The organism is Brevibacterium sp. K72, assembly GCF_050562175.1.
Taxonomy (GTDB): domain Bacteria; phylum Actinomycetota; class Actinomycetes; order Actinomycetales; family Brevibacteriaceae; genus Brevibacterium; species Brevibacterium casei.
In genome coordinates, this window is record NZ_CP191582.1 from 461096 (window position 1) to 480277 (window position 19182).

Consider the following 19182-nt stretch of genomic DNA (forward strand, 5'->3'; position numbering starts at 1 on the left):
CGCACCGAGCGGCGCCGCCTGGCCGGACGCCTGCGTCAGGCGGTGACGGCGGCCGCAGCCTCGTCGATGAGGTCGGCGACGGCCTTCGGCTGCGAGGCGAGCGAGGCATGGCTCGCGTCGAGCTCGATCGTCTTCTGCGGCTGCATCCGCTCGGCCATCCGACGCTCGTTGTCGGGCGCGATCATCCGGTCCTGCGTCGAGACCTGATACCAGGTCGGCTTCGCCTTCCACGCCGGGTCAGTGACTGCGTCTTCGAAGGTGGAGCCGAGCGGGGCCTTCTGCGTGACGGCCATGACGAGGGCCTGCTCGTCACCGAGGTCCTGGCAGAAGCTCTCGTGGAACTTGTCCTGCTTGACCCACAGGTAGCCGTCCGAGTCGGGCTCGAGGTTCGGGGCGGCCTCCGGAGGCATCTCCTGCGTGATCCCGCCCGGGCTCTCACCGGCGTCGGGCGCGAAGGCGGCGATGTAGACGAGGCCGAGGACGTTGGGCTGATCGCCCATCTCGGTGATGACGGCTCCACCGTACGAGTGGCCGACGAGGATGACGGGGCCGTCGATCTGGGCGACCATCTTGCGTGTGCGCTCAGCATCGTCGGCGAGGGAGGTGAGGGGATTCTCCACAGCATGGAGGTCGGTGTAGCCGCGCTTGCTCAGCTCGACGATGACGTCGGCCCAGTGGGCTGCACCTCCCCAGAATCCGTGGACCAGGACAACACTCGGCTTGTCTGACATCTGTACTCCTCGAATCAGCGGACGCGTCCCGTTCGGGGCGGCGTCCCATTCTCAGCGGGGGTGCAGGGCGGGTGCCCACCGTGAGCCTACAACGGCCCTTGAGCCTCCCACCGGGGAATTCCCTGTGAAGGCACCGTCCGTCCGCGTCTCAATAGGCTCAAATTTCATGTCCGGACAAATTAAACTCGCAAACCTCTTTTGACCGGACAAATTCCTCGCTAGTGTGGTGTGTGCTCACCCCGTCTTCGAAGGAGAAGTCATGACCGAACGACTCGGCGTCGCCGTCATCGGAGCCGGCATGGCCGGTCGCGCCCATGCCGCCGCCTGGCGGGCCGCCCCGACCGTCGGCACCGGAACTCTGCCGACCATCGACCTCGTCTCGATCTGCGACGTCGTGCCGGACGCCGCTCGAACCACGGCCGAACGCTTCGGCTACTCCCGCTTCGACACCGATTGGCAGGACATCGCCGCCGCCGATGACATCGACATCGTCAGCGTCGTCGTCGCCAACTCGCTCCACAAGCCGATCGTCGAGGCGCTCCTCGGCGCCGGCAAGCACGTGCTGTGCGAGAAGCCGCTCACCGATACGATCCCCGAGGCGGACGCCATGATCGCCGCCGCTGAGAACGCGGATTCGATCGCCCGCCTCGGTTTCACCTTCCGCCGCACCCCGGGTCTCGCGGCGATCGCCGACCTCGTCGCGAACGGCACTCTCGGTCCAGTCCAGCACGTCGACGCCCACTACTGGACCGACTACGCGTGCTCGCCGACCGCGCCGATGAGCTGGCGGTACCAGGGAGGTGCCGGCACCGGGGCACTCGCCGACGTCGGCAGCCACCTCACCGACTCCGTCGAGTTCATCGCCGGTCCGATCACCGCGGTCTCGGGAGGGCGGTTCCACACCTCGATCGCCGAACGCCCGCTGCCGCTGGGCCACGTCACCGGCCATGACCATGTCGAGGTCAGCGACGAGTACGAGCCCGTGACCAACGACGACTACGCAGGCTTCGGCGTCGAGTTCGGCACCGGCTCGGGCACCCTCCAGGTCTCGCGCATCGCCGCCGGGCACCCGAACACCTTCGCCATCGAGGTCTTCTGCGAGAACGGCTCCGCCGGCTTCGACTTCCGCCGCCCCGGGGAGATCACGCTCGGTCGCACAAGCGGCGATCCCACCCGCGACGGGCTGACGACCATCCAGCTCGGGCCGGCCCACCCGTACTTCGGCACCGGCGTGCCGATGGCCGCCCCAGGCGTGGGCATCGGTCAGAACGACGGCTTCACCTTCCAGGCCCGCGCCTTCCTCGACGAGGTCGTCGGTCGACCCGAATCCGAGTCCTACCCGCGGTGCGCGACCTTCGCCGACGGTCTCCACGCCCTGGCCGTGCGCGACGCCGTCATCGCCTCGGCCGCGAACGGCGGGGCTGCCGAGGAGGTCACCCGATGAGGCTCGGCGTCTACACGGCCATCCTCCACGACCGCGGGCTGCCCGAGGCGCTCAACGCGGTCCGCGATCTCGGCCTCGATGCGGCCGAGATCAACGTCGGCGGCTTCCTCCCTCCCGTGCACATGCCGACGATCGACGACATCCTCACCTCCGATGCCGCCCGCGACGACTACCTCGCGACCTTCGCCGAGGCGGGGGTCGCCCTGGCGGGCCTCAACGCCAACGGCAATCCGCTCGACCCGAACCCGGAGATCGGCCCGCCCACGCTCGCCGACATCGAACGCGCCATCGACGTCGCCGCTCGCCTCGGTCAGACCCGGGTGGTGACGATGTCGGGACTGCCCGGCGCCCGCGCGGGGGCCGCGACCCCGACGTGGATCGTCAACCCGTGGGAGTCCTCGCACCTCGACACCCTCGAGGACCAGTGGACCCGCGCCGTGCCCGTGTGGCGCGAACTCGACCGCCGTGCCGCCGACCGCGGGGTGATGATCGCCATCGAGATGCACCCGCACAACCTCGTCTTCAACCCCGCGACCCTCGAGCGTCTCATCGACGCCACCGGGGGTGCGAACATCGGGGCGGAGATGGACCCCTCCCACCTGTTCTGGCAGGGGATCGATCCGATCGCCGCGATCGACCACCTCGGCGATCGGGTCGTCCACGCCGCAGCCAAGGACGTGCGGATCAATCCGGCGGCGGCCGTCCACGGCGTCCTCGACGACCGGCACACCCGGTTCGCCGGGGACCGGATCACGCGCATCCGCGGGGGCGCGGCGATCAACCGGTGGCCGGAGGGCTCCGCCTGGGACTTCGTCGCGCTCGGACGCGGACACGACCAGGACTTCTGGAACCGGTTCGTCGCAGCCCTCGCCGCCGTCGACCCCGACATGGCCGTCCACATCGAACACGAGGACGAGTCGCTCGGGCGCATCGAAGGACTCGAGACCGCCGCCGAGGTGCTGCTCACCGCCCGCGATCACGCCGGGTAAGCTCGAGGGCAGACCGAGTACGGAACGAAGCAGGGACCCCATGGCACGCGCACCCGAGACCGAGCTGAGCGAGGAGTTCTTCGGCACCCTCGACCGCTCCGCCGGAGCCGCGCCGCTCTACGTCCAGATCGCCCGCCGCCTCGAGGCCGCGATCACCGCCGGAGACATCGCCGCGGGCACCCGTCTGGAGAATGAGGTCTCGATGGCCGAGCGGCTCGGTCTCTCCCGACCGACGATCCGGCAGGCGATCCAGGACCTCGTCGACAAGGGGCTGCTCGTGCGTCGGCGCGGGGTCGGAACGCAGGTCCTCCAACGCCCCGTCGCCCGGGCCGTCGATCTCACGAGCCTCCACGAGGACCTGCAGAAGTCGGGCAACGCACCGGCGACGACCGTGCTCAGCCACCGCGTCGAGGCGGCGGACGCGGAATTCGCCGAGCGCCTCGGTGTGGCGGTGGGGTCCCCGACCCTCCACCTGCGCCGACTCCGGCTCATCGGCTCGACGCCGCTCGCGATCCTCCACAACGTCCTGCCCGAGCCGTTCGCCGATATCACCGCCGCCGAGCTCGTCACCGCCGGTCTCTATGAGACCCTGCGCGAGCGCGGGGTCGTCTTCTCCGTCGCCCATCAGACGATCGGCGCCCGCGCTGCCGCCGACGACGAGGCCGACCTCCTCGACATCACCCCAGGTGCCCCGCTGCTGACGATGCACCGGACCGCGCTCGACCATTCGGGCCAGATCATCGAATGGGGCGACCACTGCTACCGGCCCGACCTCTACTCCTTCGAGACGACGCTCGTCTCCCGGTGAGGGGCGCCCCCGGCTGGTGGCGCGGCACAGATCGTCTCGGGGCCAGCTGAGGGACGGGAACGCTGAGCGGCAGGAGCGCTCGTGCTCGTTGCGAGCCGCTGCAACGCCGCGGTGTGGATCCGCACGCGGTGGTTCGATCCGTACCAGGGGGATCGAAACCGAGCGGCTGCCTCACGACCGCTCCCGGGATGCGAGCACTCCCCAGAACCGCCCCCAAAAAAAGGGGGTGACGCAGAGCACGATGAGTGATATTGTCATGACAAATAGTTTGTCCTGACAAATAGACACGCGGCACTGCAGCCGCACGGAGGGAACCGACGTCCATGACTCAGACACCTTCGCCGTCACCGCAGGATCACCCGCGGAACGAGCAGGCTGACGCGCAGCCGGTTCACCCGCGGACCGGTACGGCTCACCCGCGAATCGAGCAGGCCGACGCGCAGACCGACCGGACTCCCGCTCCGACGACCCCGCGCACCACCCCGTTCGACCTTGTGAGCATCGGGCGCATCGGCGTCGACATCTACCCGCTCCAGGACGGTGTCGGCCTCGAGAGCGTCGAGACCTTCGGCAAATACCTCGGCGGTTCGGCCTCAAACGTCGCCGTCGCCGCTGCCCGCTACGGACTCAACTCCGCGATCGTCACCGCCGTCGGCGACGACCCGTTCGGGCGGTACCTCCGCGATGAGCTCACCCGCCTCGGCGTCGACAACCGTTTCGTCGCCACCGACACCGAGCACAACACCCCGGTGACGTTCTGCGAGATCTTCCCGCCCGATGAATTCCCCCTCTACTTCTACCGCGACCCGATCGCCCCCGATCTCACGCTCACCGAGGCCGATCTCGACCTCGACGCGATCCGGACCGCCCGGATCTTCTGGGCCACGGTCACGGGTCTGAGCGTCGAACCCAGCCGTTCGACCCACCATGCGGCCTGGGCGGCCCGCGGTCGCGCCGAGCACACGGTCCTCGACCTCGACTACCGCCCGATGTTCTGGTCCGATCCCGCGACGGCCACCGCCGAGGTGTCCCGAGCCCTCGACCACGTCACCGTCGCCGTCGGCAACCGGGAGGAGTGCGAGATCGCCGTCGGCGAGACGGACCCCGACCGCGCCGCCGACGCCCTGCTCGAGCGCGGCATCGAACTCGCCATCGTCAAGCAGGGACCCAAGGGCGTGCTGGCGAAGACCGTCGACGAACGCGTCGAGGTCCCGCCGTATCCCGTCGACGTCGTCAACGGTCTCGGCGCCGGCGACGGCTTCGGCGGCGCCCTGTGCTTCGGACTGCTCGAAGGCTGGGATCTCGAGTACCTGCTGCGCTTCGCCAACGTCGCCGGTGCCATCGTCGCCACCCGTCGGGAGTGCTCGACGGCGATGCCGACGACCGCCGAGGTGACCGCCGTCGTCGGTGGCCCCGGTACCACGCAGACCGCCTCGGCGAACGACAACGCCGGAGCCGACCTCGCTCACACCTCACCCTCGACCCCCGCCGCCTCGACATCGAAGGACCGCTGATGCCGACTCCCACCCTCTCCCCCGCGGCGTTCGCCCGCCTCCGCGACGCGCGCTTCGACGACCCGGCAGCGATCTCCGCCGCGTGGTCCGCCCGCGCCCGCCGCCCGATCGGCGGTGCCGATTCGAAGCTCTTCATCGTCGCCGCCGACCACCCCGCCCGCGGAGCGAACGCCGTCGGCGACGACCGGTTGGCCATGGCCGACCGCGAGGACCTCCTCAACCGGCTCGCCACGGCACTCTCCCGTCCCGGCGTCGACGGCGTCCTCGGCACTCCCGACGTCCTCGACGACCTCGCGTTCCTCGGCTGCCTCGAAGGCAAGCTCGCCGTCGGGTCGATGAACCGCGGCGGCCTCGCCAGCTCGGCCTTCGAGATCGACGACCGCTTCACCGGTCACACCGCCGCCGGCATGGCCCGCGACGGCATCGACCTCGCGAAGACCCTGCTGCGGATCAACCTCGGTGACCCGGCGACCGCATCGGCGCTCGAAGCCAACGCCCGCGCCGTCAACGACTGTGCAGCCGAGGACATCCCGGTGATGATCGAACCCTTCCTCAACGAATGGGCCGACGATCGGGTGCGCAACATCCTCACCCCCGAAGCCGTCATCACCTCGATCGGGATCGCCCAGGGCCTCGGCACCTCCTCGGCGCACACATGGCTGAAGATCCCCGTCGTCGACGATATGGACCGAGTGCTCGCGGCGACGACCCTGCCCACCCTCCTCCTCGGCGGCGAGCGCTCGGACGACCCCGAGGCAACGTTCCGCAGCTGGGAGGCCGCGCTCGCGCTGCCCGGGGTCCGCGGCCTCGTCATCGGCCGCTCCATCGTCTACCCCGCCGACGGCGACGTCGGCGCCGCCGTCGACCGGGCGGCCGCACTCGTCCACGGATCGGAGAGGACCTCGGCATGATCAACGACTGGCTCCACCGCCGCGACACCCTGAGCTCGGGCGCCTGCGAATCCCTCGTCGATGCCTCCCTGCCCGGGTGGGCGCACACCGGCCTGCGGATCCTCGAGCTCGCCGATGCGACCGTCGACCTCCCCGCCGAGGCGGTCGAACGGGTGCTCGTGCCCCTGTCCGGGCCGACATTCACCGTGAAGTACTCCGCGCCCGAGGGCATCGTCGGGGAGCAGAACCTCGCCGGTCGCCGCTCGGTCTTCCACGGTCCTGCCGACTGCCTCTACCTGCCCACCGGCACCGCCGCGACGGTCAGGGGCTCGGGACGCATCGCCGTGTGCGAAGCCCCGACCGAGGAGACCCGACCCGTCCAGTACCTGCCTGCGGCCGATGTCCCCGTCGAGCTGCGCGGGGCCGGGCGCTCGAGCCGACAGGTTCACAACTTCGCGACCCCGGCGGGACTCGACTGCGTGAAGATCATCGCGTGCGAGGTCATCACCCCGGCCGAGAACTGGTCGTCCTATCCCCCGCACAAGCACGACGAAGCGATCGCCGGGACCGAGACCCGGCTCGAGGAGATCTACTACTTCGAATCCGCAGTCTCCCGCGGTCTGACCGCCCCGGCTGCGGCCGATCCGTTCGCGCTCTTCGCGACGTACTCCTCGGTGGCCGGGGAGATCGAGACCTCGGCGATCGTGCGCACCGGCGACATCGCCCTCGTCCCCTACGGGTACCACGGCCCCGTCGCCGCGGCCCCCGGCTACGACAACTACTACCTCAACGTCATGGCGGGCCCCGACCCCGACCGTGCGTGGCTCATCACCGACGATCCCGCCCACGGCTGGGTCCGCGAACAATGGGAGGGTGAGGAGTTCGACCCGCGGCTGCCCTACACGGCGGAGCCGACCGGCGATGAGGACACCACAGGCACTCAAAACGCCGCCGCACCCGGACGCGACGGGTTCACCACCGAGGATGGAGGAGAACGGCGATGACGACGATGACGGTCGCGCAGGCGCTGATGACGTTCCTGACCCGCCAGTACACGGTCGACGGCGATACCCGGGTGCGCACGATCGCAGGGACCTTCGGGATCTTCGGCCACGGCAATGTCGCCGGCATCGGTCAGGCGCTGCGTCAGCTCCACCATGACGAGCCCGGGGCGATGCCTTACCACCAGGCGCGGAACGAACAGGCGATGGTCCACCAGTCCGTCGGCTACGCCCGGATGAACCGGAGACTTTCGACGTTCGCCTCGGCGGCCTCGGTCGGTCCGGGAGCGGCGAACATGCTCACCGGGGCGGCCTTGGCGACATCGAACCGGATGCCCGCGCTGCTTCTGCCCTCCGACACGTTCGCCACTCGCGTCGCCGACCCCGTCCTCCAGCAGCTCGAACACCCGCACGACACATCCTTGCAGGTCACCGACGCGTTCCGGCCGCTGTCCCGGTTCTTCGACCGTGTCGACCGGCCCGAGCAGCTCTTCTCGATCGCTCTGACGGCGATGCGCGTGCTCACCGACCCCGCCGAGACCGGGGCGGTGACGATCGCCCTGCCCGAGGACGTCCAGGCCGAGACCATCGAGGTCCCCGCCGAGTTCCTCACCGAACGCGACTGGCACCTGCGCCGGCCCCTGCCGGAGACCGGTCCGCTCGAGCGGGCGGTCGCAGCGATCCGCGAGTCCCGGACCCCGCTCATCGTCGCCGGAGGCGGTGTCCTCTACTCCCACGCCGAGGACGAGCTGCGGGCCTTCGCCGAGGCGACCGGGATCCCCGTGGCCACGACCCAGGCCGGGGGCGGGGTCCTCGACTGGGATCACCCCCTCAATCTCGGCGGGATCGGAGCGACGGGGTCGACCGCAGCGAACCGGATCGCCGCCGACGCCGACCTCGTCATCGGCATCGGCACCCGCTACAGCGACTTCACCACCGCGAGCCGGACCGTATTCCAGAACCCGGAGGTCCGCTTCGTCAACCTCAACGTCGCCGCCTTCGATGCGTTCAAGCACGGCAGTCGCCTCCCCCTCGTCGCCGACGCGAGGGAGGGGATCCGGGGACTGCACGAGCACCTCGGCGATTTCCGGGTGAGTGAGGACCTGAGCGCACGGGTCGACCGTGAGCGCACGGACTGGATCGCCGTCGTCGATGAGGCCACGGCCCCCACCGATGCCGCGCTGCCCGGTCAGGCCGAGGTCATCGGGGCGGTCAACACCGCCGCCGGTCCCCGCGACGTCGTCATCCAGGCAGCCGGTTCCCTACCCGGTGACCTGCAGAAGCTCTGGCGCACGAACGATCCGCTCGGCTACCACGTCGAGTACGCGTTCTCGTGCATGGGCTACGAGATCGCCGGCGGGCTCGGCGTCCGCCGCGCGATCGACGCCGCCGGTGAGGACCGGGAGGCGATCGTCATGGTCGGCGACGGGTCGTACCTCATGCTCCACACGGAACTCGTCACCGCGGTCGCCGAAGGGCTCAAGCTCATCGTCGTCCTCATCCAGAACCACGGCTTCGCCTCGATCGGCCACCTCTCCGAGACCGTGGGCGCACCCCGGTTCGGCACGTGGTACCGGAAGTACGACGCCGAGGCGAGCGACTTCCGCACCGACGAGGTCCTCCCCGTCGATCTCGCCGCCAACGCCCGGTCGTACGGCATCGACGTCGTCGAGATCGACCCGGGACCGGATGCGAGCACGCGGCTGGCCGAGGCGGTCGCCGCAGCCAGGGAGGCGGAGACCTCGACGCTCATCCACATCCATTCCGATCCTCTCGTCTACGCCCCCGACGGTGAAGGCTGGTGGGATGTCCCCGTCGCCGAGGTCTCGACGATGGGCGACACCCAGGCTGCCCGCGACGAGTACGAGATCGCCGTCAAGAAGCAGAGGCCGCTGTTGTGAGCACTGCACTCGACACCAGCCCACAGGCCACCGCACCCGACCGCACACGAAGGACACCCACCATGACCACCTCGACGGCGGCAACGCAACCGCTGCGCATCGGCACCGCCCCCGACTCGTGGGGCGTGTGGTTCCCCGACCATCCCGGCCAGGTGCCCTGGCAGCGGTTCCTCGACGAGGTCGCCGAGGCCGGGTACACGTGGATCGAACTCGGACCCTACGGCTACCTTCCCACCGATCCCGCACAGCTCGGCGAGGAGCTCGGCAGCCGCGGCCTCAAACTCTCCGGCGGAACGGTCTTCACCGGCTTCCACAAGTCGGGCGACCAGTTCGCCCGGGCCTGGGAGCAGGTCGAACGCGTCGCGAAGCTCACTGCGGCCCTCGGCGGCGAGCACATCGTCGTCATCCCCGACCTGTGGCGCTCGGACGCCACCAGCGAAGTCCTCGAAGCCCGCACCCTCGACGCGGAGGGCTGGCAGCGTCTCGCCGCCGGCCACGACGCCCTCGGCAAGGCGCTCGAGGAGGAGTACGGCCTCCACCAGCAGTTCCATTCGCACGCCGACTCCCACGTCGGCACCCACTCCGAGGTCGAACGGTTCCTCGAACTCACCGACGAGCGCTTCACCAACCTCTGCCTCGACACCGGCCACTTCTCCTACTACGGCGGGGACAACCTGCGGCTCATCGAGGACCATCCCTCCCGGATCGGCTACCTCCACCTCAAGCAGGTCGACCCGGTGAGGATCTGGGACGTCCTCAAGTCAGATCAGCCCTTCGCCGAGGCGGTCGCCGAGGGAATCATGGTCGAACCGAACCAGGGGATCCCGCCGCTCGATCCGATCATCGAGGCCGTCGCCGCCCTCGACCCGAACACCTTCGCCATCGTCGAACAGGACATGTTCGGCTGCAGCGTCGACGCCCCCTACCCCATCGCCGAGCGGACGCTGCAGACGATCCTCGCCTCGACCCCGTCCGCCGCCACCGACCACTGAGGACACGATCATGTCGACACCGACAGCCACCTCGGCGAGAGCACAATCGCAAGGAGCGAGCATGAACGCACAGGACTTCCGCATCGGCGTCGTCGGCGCCGGGATGATGGGCGCCGACCACATCCGGCGCATCACCCGCTCGATCAGCGGAGCGAACGTCTCGGCCGTCATTGAACCCGACACGGGCCGGGCCCAGGCGGCGCTCGGCGATGCTCCGGCCGCGCAGGCCTTCACCCGGGTCGAGGACGCCCTCGATGCGGGCGCCGTCGACGGTCTGCTCATCGCCACCCCCGGCTTCCTCCATGAGCCGGTGCTCCTGCCGGCGATCGAGGCCGGAATCCCGACCCTGTGCGAGAAGCCGCTCACTCCCGACCCCGAATCCTCGCTGCGCGTCCTCGAGGCCGAACAGGCAGGCGGGCGCAGGCTCATCCAGGTCGGGTTCATGCGCCGCTTCGACCCCGAATACCGGCAGCTGCGCGGTCTCGTCGAATCGGGTGAGACCGGGGAGCTGCTCATGCTCCGGTGCGCCCACCGCAACGCGGTCGTCCCCGACTCCTACCAGCAGGAATCGCTCATCACCGACTCCGTCGTCCACGAGTTCGACATCGTCCCGTGGCTCGCCGGATCGCCGATCAGATCCGTCGAGGTCAAGTTCGCCCGCCGCAATCCGCTCACGCCTGAGCGCCTGCGTGAACCGATCCTCGTGCTCATGGAACTCGAGAACGGGGTCCTCGTCGACCTCGAAATGAACGTCAGCGTCCAGTTCGGCTACCAGGTGTCCACCGAGGCGGTGTTCTCCTCCGGCATCGCCCGCATCGGCGAGCCCACCGGACTCCAGACCTGGCACGCGGGCCGCTTCTCAATGGGCGAGCACGCCGACTTCACCACCCGGTTCGCCACCGCCTACGATGCACAGGTCCAAGCCTGGGTCGACGCCTCCCGGGCGGGCACGACGACCGGTCCGTCAGCGTGGGACGGATACCGGGTCGCCGTCGCCTGCCAGGAGGGAGTCGCCTCGCTGGGCGGCGGCGGTCAGCGCACGATCGATGTTCCGCCGACCCCGGCGTTCTACGCGTGAGGAGCAGACGATGAAGATCGCCTACGACCCGACCCCGCTCCACCACACGCACAGGCTGCTCGACTTCGCCGCAGCCACCGCCGACCTCGGGTTCGAGCACATGCAGCTCACCCCGCATCCGGACTTCGCGACGCACTTCCGGTACCCGAAGATGGACCGCGACCTCATCAAGCGCTTCGCCCACAGCGTCGACGCCGCCGGGATCACCGTACCGGCGCTCCTGCCCGTGCAGCGGATCGCGTGGCCCGATGAGGCGAAACGGCAGGCTGCGGTGAAGAACTTCGACCGCGTCATCGACATCGCCGTCGACCTCGGCGTGGGCACGATCAACACCGAGTTCAGCGGCCGACCCGAGTCGTTCGAGGACTCCGAGGAATCGTTCTACCGGTCGATGGACGAGCTGCTGCCCCGCGTCGAACGCGAGGGCCTCAGGCTCAACTTCGACCCCCACCCCGACGACTTCGTCGAGGACGGCCACGAGGCGTGGCGGGTGCTGCGCGGGCTCGATTCGGACGCCATCGGCTTCGTCTACGTCGCCCCGCACACCTTCCACTACGGCGACTGCCTTGACACGCTCGTCCCCGAACTCGGCGACCGCCTCCGCGCGGTCTACATCTCCGACGCCTACGACCACCGGGCCTCACACGGGCTGCGGTACATCGCGAACCCGCCGACCACCTCGGCGAGGGTGCACCAGCACCTCAAGGTGGGCGACGGGGACGTCGACTTCGACGCCCTCTTCGCGACCCTGGGGACTGCAGGATCCCTCGACCGGGAGGATGCGCTCATCGTCTCCAACGTCTTCGGGGAGAACGAGAACAACGACACCGTCAGCCGGTACCAGAAGCAGGCGATCGACGAGCTCGTCGCCGGACATCGAGGTGATGCCGACTGACGAGAACCCCCAGGGCCGCCTGACACATCGGCCGCCGATCCGAACGAGCACAGGCTCACCCATCGCCTGAGGCTGGCGGACATCGCCCTACCCGACGTGCGCCCGCGCACATCCGAACCGCACCATTCACCGAGTCATTCAGCACCATTCACTGAGTCATTCAAAGGAGAGTGAACGCCATGAGCGGTCAACAGAAGTCACTCGTGGACCTGCCCCCTGACACCAAAGGTCCGCACACCTCCCGGTTGGGGATCATCGCCGTCGTCGCCACCTTCGGCGGTCTGCTCTTCGGCTACGACACCGGCGTCGTCAACGGTGCCCTCGAGCCGCTCACCCAGGACTTCGGGCTCACCCCGCGCACCGAGGGGATCGTCGTCAGCTTCCTCACGATCGGGGCCGCTTTCGGCGCCGTCATCGGTGGGCGGCTCTCCGATGCCTTCGGCAGGCGGTCGAACATCCTCCTGCTCGCGACGTTCTTCATCGTCGGCACGCTTGCGTGCGCGCTCGCACCGAACTGGCAGTTCCTCGCCGGTGCCCGGTTCTTCCTCGGTCTCGCCGTCGGCGCTGCGTCGACGACAGTGCCGGTCTACCTCGCCGAGCTCGCCCCGTTCGAACGGCGAGGTTCGCTGGTGACCCGCAACGAGGTGATGATCGTCGTCGGTCAGTTCGCGGCCTTCGTCATCAACGCGATCATCTTCAACATCTGGGGAGAGCACGAGGGCGTGTGGCGGTACATGCTCGCCGTCGCCGTGCTGCCAGCGATCGCTCTGCTCATCGGCATGCTCTTCCTCCCCGAGAGCCCGCGCTGGCTGATCTCGAAACACCGTGACGACCAGGCGTTCGAGGTGCTCAAACAGGTCCGCTCGACCGAACGCGCCGAGGCGGAGATGAAGGAGGTCGAACTCCTCGCCGAGGAGGAGGAGAAGTCGAAGACGGGCGGACTGTCCGACCTCGCCTCGAAGTGGGTGCTGCGCCTCGTCATCATCGGCGTCGGCCTCGGCATCGCCCAGCAGCTCACCGGCATCAACTCGGTGATGTACTACGGCACCCAGCTGCTCACCGACGCCGGTTTCTCCGCCGACGCCGCAATCATCGCGAACACCTTCAACGGACTCTTCTCCGTCCTCGGCGTCACCGTCGGCATCATGCTCATCAACAAGCTGCCGCGGCGGGTCATGCTGCTCGGCGGGTTCACACTCACGAGCACGTTCCACCTCCTCATCGGCCTCTCCGCGGTGTTCCTCCCGGACGGGCAGTTCAAGGCGTACGCGATCCTCGTCTTCGTCGTCCTCTTCGTCTTCTCGATGCAGGGCACGCTCGGACCCCTCGTATGGCTCATGCTCGCCGAGATCTTCCCGCTGAAGATCCGCTCGTTCGCCATGGGCATCTGCGTCTTCGCCCTGTGGATGGCCAATGCCGCCGTGGCCCAGTTCTTCCCCAGCGTCGTCGCCGGCATGGGGATCGCGAACACCTTCTTCATGTTCGCCGGCCTCGGAGTTCTCGCCCTCATCTTCATCTACTTCATGGTCCCCGAAACGAGGAACAAGACCCTCGAGGACCTCGAAGAGGAGTTCCGCACGAAGTACGGTCGCTGAGGGTCCCGAGTATCCTCGATGACACATCCCCGCCCACCGAGCATCCAAGGAGTGACCATGGCCATCATGGTGGCAGTCCCCGACAACGCCTCAGCCGACGCAGCCGTCACGGCCGCGATCGGCGAAGCCCGGCATTTCGACACGAACCTCGTCGTCATCCCGCTGGGTATCCAGTCCGATTTCGACACGACCGTGCTCGACGCCTCCGAAGTGCCGTACGAGCTCGTCGGCCGCCAGGGTCGCGGTGATCGCGATCCCGCCGAGGCCGTCCTCGACGAACTCGAGGAACGCGACGACATCGCACGGCTTGTCATCGGCATGAAGCGCCGCTCCCGGGTCGGCAAGGCTCTCATGGGCTCGGTGAGTCAGCGGCTGCTCCTCGACTCGCCGGTGCCGGTGCTCGCGGTCAAAGCCTGATCACCCCGGGCGTTCTGCCAGTGATGCGCCGGCCCCATCAGCGTCGGAGTCAGTGGTGGGGTCCTAGGGGCGGACGACGCGGACATGACGAAGGCCCCTCACCGGAATCTCTCCTGGTGAGGGGCCTTTCGTGGTGCGCCACGAGGGATTCGAACCCCCAACCTTCTGATCCGTAGTCAGATGCTCTATCCGTTGAGCTAGTGGCGCATCGTCACCGGGCTCCCGCCCTGCAACTCGATCAACTATACACACGATGCCGATCCGACCTCAAATCTCCGACCAGTGCCCTTCGCCACAGTTTCGGGCGACTTCCGCCGCAACGTTCAGCGCTGACCGCAGGAATCCGCTCCGCCGGACGGCTGCCAAAGGGGACGCACGGGACGGTTGACCGCCTCGGCGAGGAAATCGATGATCCAGTTTTCAAGCAGATCATCGATCTGAAACTTCACGTCACACTTCTGCAAAAACACGGCATGTGCTTGCCGAGAATAAGTCACAAGTGCCCTGGTTGTGTTCCAATGCACATCTTCGAGCGGCGATATTCGGTGATCTTCACCATTGCGCCCACCCTACCGTGGAGATGTACCGCCCTCCGACATCCGTCGCGAAACCCCCGATACACCAGGAGACCACTCATGACGGTCCTCGACCATGACGTCGTCGCTGACCAGCTGAAGAACGCCCCCACGAAGAACGAGAAGGTGCTTTCGTTCGTCAGCCGGATCGCCACCCTCACCACCCCCGACGAGATCGTGTGGATCGACGGCTCCGAGGGTCAGCGGGACCTCATCACGCAGCAGCTCGTCGATGCCGGCACGCTCGTGCGCCTCACCGGCACGAAGGACTCCTACTACGCCGCCTCGGATCCCGAGGACGTCGCCCGCGTCGAGGACCGCACCTACATCTGCTCGGTCGACGAGAAGGACGCCGGCGCGCTCAACAACTGGGTCGCCCCCGCGGAGATGAAGGAGACCCTCAACGGTCTCTTCGACGGCTCGATGCGCGGACGCACGATGTACGTCATCCCCTTCGTCATGGGCCTCGCCGAGGCGGATCAGCCGATGTTCGGCATCGAGGTCACCGACTCGCCCTACGTCGTGCTCTCGATGCTCATCATGGCTCGCTCGGGCAAGTACGCCCTCGACGCGATCGATGCGCAGGACGCGGACTTCGTCGAGTGCGTCCACTCGGTGGGCGCCCCGCTCGCTGAGGGCGAGGCCGATGTCGCTTGGCCGAACAACTCGACGAAGTACATCACCCACTTCCCCGAGGAGCGCTCGATCTGGTCGTTCGGCTCCGGCTACGGCGGCAACGCGCTGCTCGGCAAGAAGTGCTACGCACTGCGCATCGCCTCGGCGATCGCCCACGACGAGGGCTGGCTGGCCGAGCACATGCTCATCCTCAAGCTGACGAACCCGGAGGGCCAGGTCAAGTACATCGCCGCCGCGTTCCCCTCGGCCTGCGGCAAGACCAACCTCGCCATGATCGAGCCGACGATCCCCGGCTGGAAGGCCGAGACACTCGGTGACGACATCGCGTGGATGCGCTTCGGCGAGGACGGCCAACTCTACGCCGTCAACCCCGAGTTCGGCCTCTTCGGCGTCGCGCCGGGTACCGGCTACTCGACCAACCCGACCGCGATGCACGCGATCGAGGCCGGCGGCAACATCTTCACGAACGTCGCGCTCACCGACGACGGCGACGTGTGGTGGGAGGGCAAGACCGACGAGAAGCCCGCGCACCTCACCGACTGGCGGGGCAACGACTGGACTCCGGACTCGGAGACCCCGGCCGCGCACCCGAACTCGCGCTTCTGCACCCCGATCGCCAACGTTCCCACGCTCGCTCCCGAGTGGCAGAACCCCAACGGCGTACCGATCTCGGCGATCCTCTTCGGCGGACGCCGCAACACGACGATGCCGCTGGTCACCGAGACCCGCGACTGGAACCACGGTGTGTTCATGGGCTCGGTGCTCTCCTCGGAGACCACCGCGGCAGCCACCGGTGCCGTCGGCGTCGTCCGTCGTGACCCCATGGCGATGCGTCCGTTCATCGGCTACAACGTCGGCGACTACCTCCAGCACTGGCTCAACATCGGCCAGACCGAGGGTGCGAAGCTGCCGAAGATCTTCTACGTCAACTGGTTCCGTCGCGATGACGACAACTCGTTCCTGTGGCCCGGGTTCTCCGAGAACTCGCGTGTCCTCAAGTGGGTCTTCGAGCGCGTCGCCGGCACCGCCGACGCTGTCGAGTCCCCGCTCGGCTTCACCCCGGCTGAGGGCGCACTCGACACCGAGGGCCTCGACTTCACCGCGGAGCAGCTGCGCAAGGCGCTCGCGATCAAGCCCGAGGAGTGGGAGACCGAGCTCGCCTCGATCGAAGAGTGGTACGCCGAGCTCGGTGATTCGGTTCCGGCCGAACTCCGCGCCGAGGTCGACAGCCTCCGCGAGCGCCTCGGCCTTGCCTGAAGTGCTGATCTGCGTGAGTCGCTGAGCACGTGCAGTGCTCAGCGGTGCGGATGTGTGGCAGCGGTTCACGTGAACCGCTGAGCCTCACGGCGTCGCACTGACACCGACGATCCCCCGATCACCGCCGAGGTGGTCGGGGGATCGTCGTGTTCGACGTCGGTCGGGGGTTCCGGGCGGCGTCGGGTGGCAGCCTTGGCCGGGCGGCCTCCGCAGTGCCGGGCCGCCTTGGCCCGGCAGTCTCAGGAGCGCCGGGCCGCTCCGCTGACCCTCCCCGAAGCGGCAATTCATCCCGGTGCAAGGGGAGGAATCAGCGCTCCAGCGAGGGGGTGGCGCGCTCGAGGTTGTTCGTTCAGCTGCGGGTGCGAAGCATCGCTTGGGGTGTGAATAGATGCCGACGGTGGGATGTGGCCGGCGCGGCAGCACGGCGACACTGCACCATGCGTGCACCACTCCTCGGAGTTGCAAATCCTACGCTTGCAAACGTAGGACGTAACGCTGCGGCGCAGGGGTGGCGTGCTCGAGGTTGTTCGTGCGACTGCCGGTGCGAAGCAGCGCCACGGGTGCGACGCCGCGCAACGGGTGCGGAGTGACGCTAAGGGTGCGGCGTGCGACTGCGGGTACGGGGCGTTCGAGCTGTGTCTCGGGAGGAGCTCAGGCTGAGCGCCCGCATGTCAGCGACGACACGGCGACCCGGCGAAGTCCGCGGCGGGAGCGCTCAGGCACCGTGGAGGACGGGGACGATGAGGTAGACCCCGAAGAGGACAAGCGCACCGCAGAGTGCGAAGACGGCCCAGTATCCGGCCTTGAGCAGCGGGTTGCCGTGGCCCTCGGCGACCTGATCGATGTGGACCGCGCGCATGCGCACCGCGGTCGAGAACAGTCCGATGACGACGAGCGACGAGAACCACGTCGCAATCGCCACGATGGCGAACGAGCTCCACTCGATCATTTGGCGCCTCCCTTGTCAGCATCGGCGTCTTGCCTCGATGCGTCGGCAGCCGACGTGCCTGTCGCCCGGACGTCCGTTGCGGAACCAGCGCTGCTCGCCGTGCCAGCGACTGCCTCCTTCGCGACGGCATCCGTCGTCACAGCGCCGTTGGCCGCCGCAGTGCGACGCGCCTGGGACTTCCGGCTCTTCTTCTCCGCGTCCTTCTTCGTCTGCGCCTCGGTGCGGGCCTCACGACGCGCCTCGGCGCGCTTGCGGTTGCGATCCTGGCGCAGCTTGCGCTTGCGGCCGCGGATGTTGACGGCCTCGCCGACGGTGTCGAAGTTCGAGATCTCGGCAGTCTTGTCCTGGCGGGAGCTGAGGTAGATCCAGAGGACGGCGACGACGGCGACGGCGGTGTCGATAAGAACGCCGAACAGCCCCAGGTGGGCGACACCGGCCGCGGCCGCACCGACGATGCCCGCGGCCGGGATCGTCAGCAGCCAGCCCGAGGCGATGCGTCCGGCCGTCGACCACCGGACGTCGGCACCCTTGCGGCCGAGACCCGACCCGAGCACCGAACCGGAGGCGACCTGCGTCGTCGACAGGGCGAAGCCGAGGTGCGAGGAGGCGAGGATCGCCGCAGCGGTCGAGGTCTCAGCGGAGAGTCCCTGGGCGGGCTTGACGGTGGTGAGCTTCGTGCCGAGCGTGTCGATGATCCGCCATCCGCCGACGTAGGTGCCGAAGGCGATCGCGAAGGCACACGTGGCGATGACCCAGAACTGCGGGCCAGTGCCCTGCGCCTGGAGGTTCGCGGAGATGAGGACGAGGGTGATGACGCCCATCGTCTTCTGCGCATCGTTCGTGCCGTGGGCGAGCGCGACAAGCGAGGAGCTGAAGATCTGCCCGTACTTGAACGGCGCCCGGTGCGCGGTCTGTCCGTCGCCGTTGCGGCGGGTGATGTAGTACGCGAGTCGCGTGCACAGGTAGGCGCTGATGCCGGCGATGAGCGGCGCGGCGATCGCCGGGATGACGACCTTGGAGAGGAAGACCCCGAAGTCGACCGAGTTCAGGCCCGCACCGACGATGGCCGCACCGATGAGGCCGCCGAAGAGCGCGTGCGAGGACGACGACGGCAGTCCGAACCGCCACGTCGCCATGTTCCAGATGATCGCGCCGATGAGGCCGGCGAGGATGAAGTCCGGAGTGATCTGGACCCCGCCCTCGCCTTCGCGGATGATGCCCCCGGAGATCGTCTTCGCCACCTCGGTGGAGAGGAAGGCGCCGACGAGGTTGAGGATCGCGGCGAGGGTGACGGCGGCCCTCGGCTTGATCGCGCCCGTGGCGATCGGCGTGGCCATCGCGTTGGCCGTATCGTGAAAGCCGTTGGTGAAGTCGAAGAAGAGTGCCAGTGCGACGACGAGCACGACGACGAAGATGATTTCCACTCAGCGACCTTGGATGTAGACACAACGGGGACCGGGGATTGAACGCACTGCCAGGCAGCGGCCTCAAACACGTGTGAGTCTACAAC

Annotated in this window: 17 protein-coding genes and 1 tRNA gene; 13 read left to right on the plus strand and 5 right to left on the minus strand. The window is 68.3% G+C overall.

Features of this window, described 5'->3' with window-relative positions; all coding sequences use genetic code 11:
- Positions 1-35: 35 nt before the first annotated feature.
- Positions 36-731, minus strand: a complete 696-nt coding sequence (locus tag ACQ1RG_RS02090) for an alpha/beta hydrolase (protein ID WP_144588944.1) — start codon at positions 729-731, stop codon at positions 36-38.
- 259 nt (positions 732-990) lie between these two features.
- Between ACQ1RG_RS02090 and ACQ1RG_RS02095 the strand changes: the two genes are divergently transcribed.
- The 12 genes from ACQ1RG_RS02095 to ACQ1RG_RS02150 all read left to right on the plus strand — a co-directional run bounded on the left by ACQ1RG_RS02095 (position 991) and on the right by ACQ1RG_RS02150 (position 14255).
- Positions 991-2175, plus strand: coding sequence for a Gfo/Idh/MocA family protein (locus ACQ1RG_RS02095; protein ID WP_144588942.1), 1185 nt, complete (start codon positions 991-993; stop codon positions 2173-2175).
- Entirely contained in the window at positions 2172-3164 is a 993-nt protein-coding gene (locus ACQ1RG_RS02100) for a sugar phosphate isomerase/epimerase family protein (RefSeq protein ID WP_144588940.1), read from the plus strand. The genes ACQ1RG_RS02095 and ACQ1RG_RS02100 overlap by 4 nt, the downstream gene beginning before the upstream one ends.
- Positions 3165-3204: 40 nt before the next feature.
- Positions 3205-3972, plus strand: a complete 768-nt coding sequence (locus ACQ1RG_RS02105) for a GntR family transcriptional regulator (protein ID WP_009381048.1) — start codon at positions 3205-3207, stop codon at positions 3970-3972.
- Between the two features lie 323 nt (positions 3973-4295).
- Complete coding sequence (gene iolC / locus ACQ1RG_RS02110) at positions 4296-5486, plus strand: 5-dehydro-2-deoxygluconokinase (protein ID WP_082835001.1); 1191 nt, start codon at positions 4296-4298, stop codon at positions 5484-5486.
- A complete protein-coding gene (locus ACQ1RG_RS02115) occupies positions 5486-6397 on the plus strand; it encodes a Cgl0159 family (beta/alpha)8-fold protein (protein WP_009381058.1) in 912 nt (303 codons plus the stop codon). Before iolC ends, ACQ1RG_RS02115 begins: the two co-directional genes overlap by 1 nt.
- Positions 6394-7380: a 5-deoxy-glucuronate isomerase gene (gene iolB / locus ACQ1RG_RS02120; protein ID WP_430600457.1), complete on the plus strand. Its 987-nt coding sequence runs from the start codon at positions 6394-6396 to the stop codon at positions 7378-7380. Before ACQ1RG_RS02115 ends, iolB begins: the two co-directional genes overlap by 4 nt.
- Positions 7377-9278 carry a 3D-(3,5/4)-trihydroxycyclohexane-1,2-dione acylhydrolase (decyclizing) gene (gene iolD / locus ACQ1RG_RS02125; protein WP_009381062.1) on the plus strand — a complete coding sequence of 634 codons (1902 nt, stop codon included), beginning with the start codon at positions 7377-7379 and terminating at the stop codon, positions 9276-9278. Before iolB ends, iolD begins: the two co-directional genes overlap by 4 nt.
- Before the next feature lie 62 nt (positions 9279-9340).
- Positions 9341-10270, plus strand: coding sequence for a sugar phosphate isomerase/epimerase family protein (locus ACQ1RG_RS02130; protein WP_009381064.1), 930 nt, complete (start codon positions 9341-9343; stop codon positions 10268-10270).
- A 61-nt stretch (positions 10271-10331) separates the two neighbouring features.
- On the plus strand, positions 10332-11348 hold the full coding sequence (locus ACQ1RG_RS02135) for a Gfo/Idh/MocA family protein (RefSeq protein WP_009381065.1): 1017 nt from the start codon (positions 10332-10334) through the stop codon (positions 11346-11348).
- A 10-nt stretch (positions 11349-11358) separates the two neighbouring features.
- Positions 11359-12243, plus strand: coding sequence for a sugar phosphate isomerase/epimerase family protein (locus tag ACQ1RG_RS02140; protein ID WP_009381067.1), 885 nt, complete (start codon positions 11359-11361; stop codon positions 12241-12243).
- Between the two features lie 179 nt (positions 12244-12422).
- On the plus strand, positions 12423-13838 hold the full coding sequence (locus ACQ1RG_RS02145; RefSeq protein WP_009381069.1) for a sugar porter family MFS transporter: 1416 nt from the start codon (positions 12423-12425) through the stop codon (positions 13836-13838).
- A gap of 57 nt (positions 13839-13895) precedes the next feature.
- On the plus strand, positions 13896-14255 hold the full coding sequence (locus tag ACQ1RG_RS02150; protein ID WP_063250605.1) for a universal stress protein: 360 nt from the start codon (positions 13896-13898) through the stop codon (positions 14253-14255).
- A 131-nt stretch (positions 14256-14386) separates the two neighbouring features.
- Here ACQ1RG_RS02150 and ACQ1RG_RS02155 read toward each other — a convergent pair.
- Positions 14387-14462 (minus strand) — tRNA-Arg (locus ACQ1RG_RS02155).
- Between the two features lie 116 nt (positions 14463-14578).
- Complete coding sequence (locus tag ACQ1RG_RS02160) at positions 14579-14704, minus strand: hypothetical protein (protein WP_258403367.1); 126 nt, start codon at positions 14702-14704, stop codon at positions 14579-14581.
- Between the two features lie 186 nt (positions 14705-14890).
- Here ACQ1RG_RS02160 and ACQ1RG_RS02165 point away from each other — a divergent pair, with 186 nt between their 5' ends.
- Entirely contained in the window at positions 14891-16723 is a 1833-nt protein-coding gene (locus tag ACQ1RG_RS02165) for a phosphoenolpyruvate carboxykinase (GTP) (protein ID WP_278373420.1), read from the plus strand.
- Positions 16724-17438: 715 nt separating this feature from the next.
- On the opposite strand, the gene ACQ1RG_RS02170 is transcribed toward ACQ1RG_RS02165, so the two are convergent.
- Together ACQ1RG_RS02170 and ACQ1RG_RS02175 are read right to left on the minus strand one after the other, a co-directional pair.
- Complete coding sequence (locus ACQ1RG_RS02170; protein ID WP_009381072.1) at positions 17439-17672, minus strand: hypothetical protein; 234 nt, start codon at positions 17670-17672, stop codon at positions 17439-17441.
- On the minus strand, positions 17669-19096 hold the full coding sequence (locus tag ACQ1RG_RS02175) for an inorganic phosphate transporter (protein WP_430600458.1): 1428 nt from the start codon (positions 19094-19096) through the stop codon (positions 17669-17671). The genes ACQ1RG_RS02170 and ACQ1RG_RS02175 overlap by 4 nt, the downstream gene beginning before the upstream one ends.
- Positions 19097-19182 lie beyond the last annotated feature (86 nt).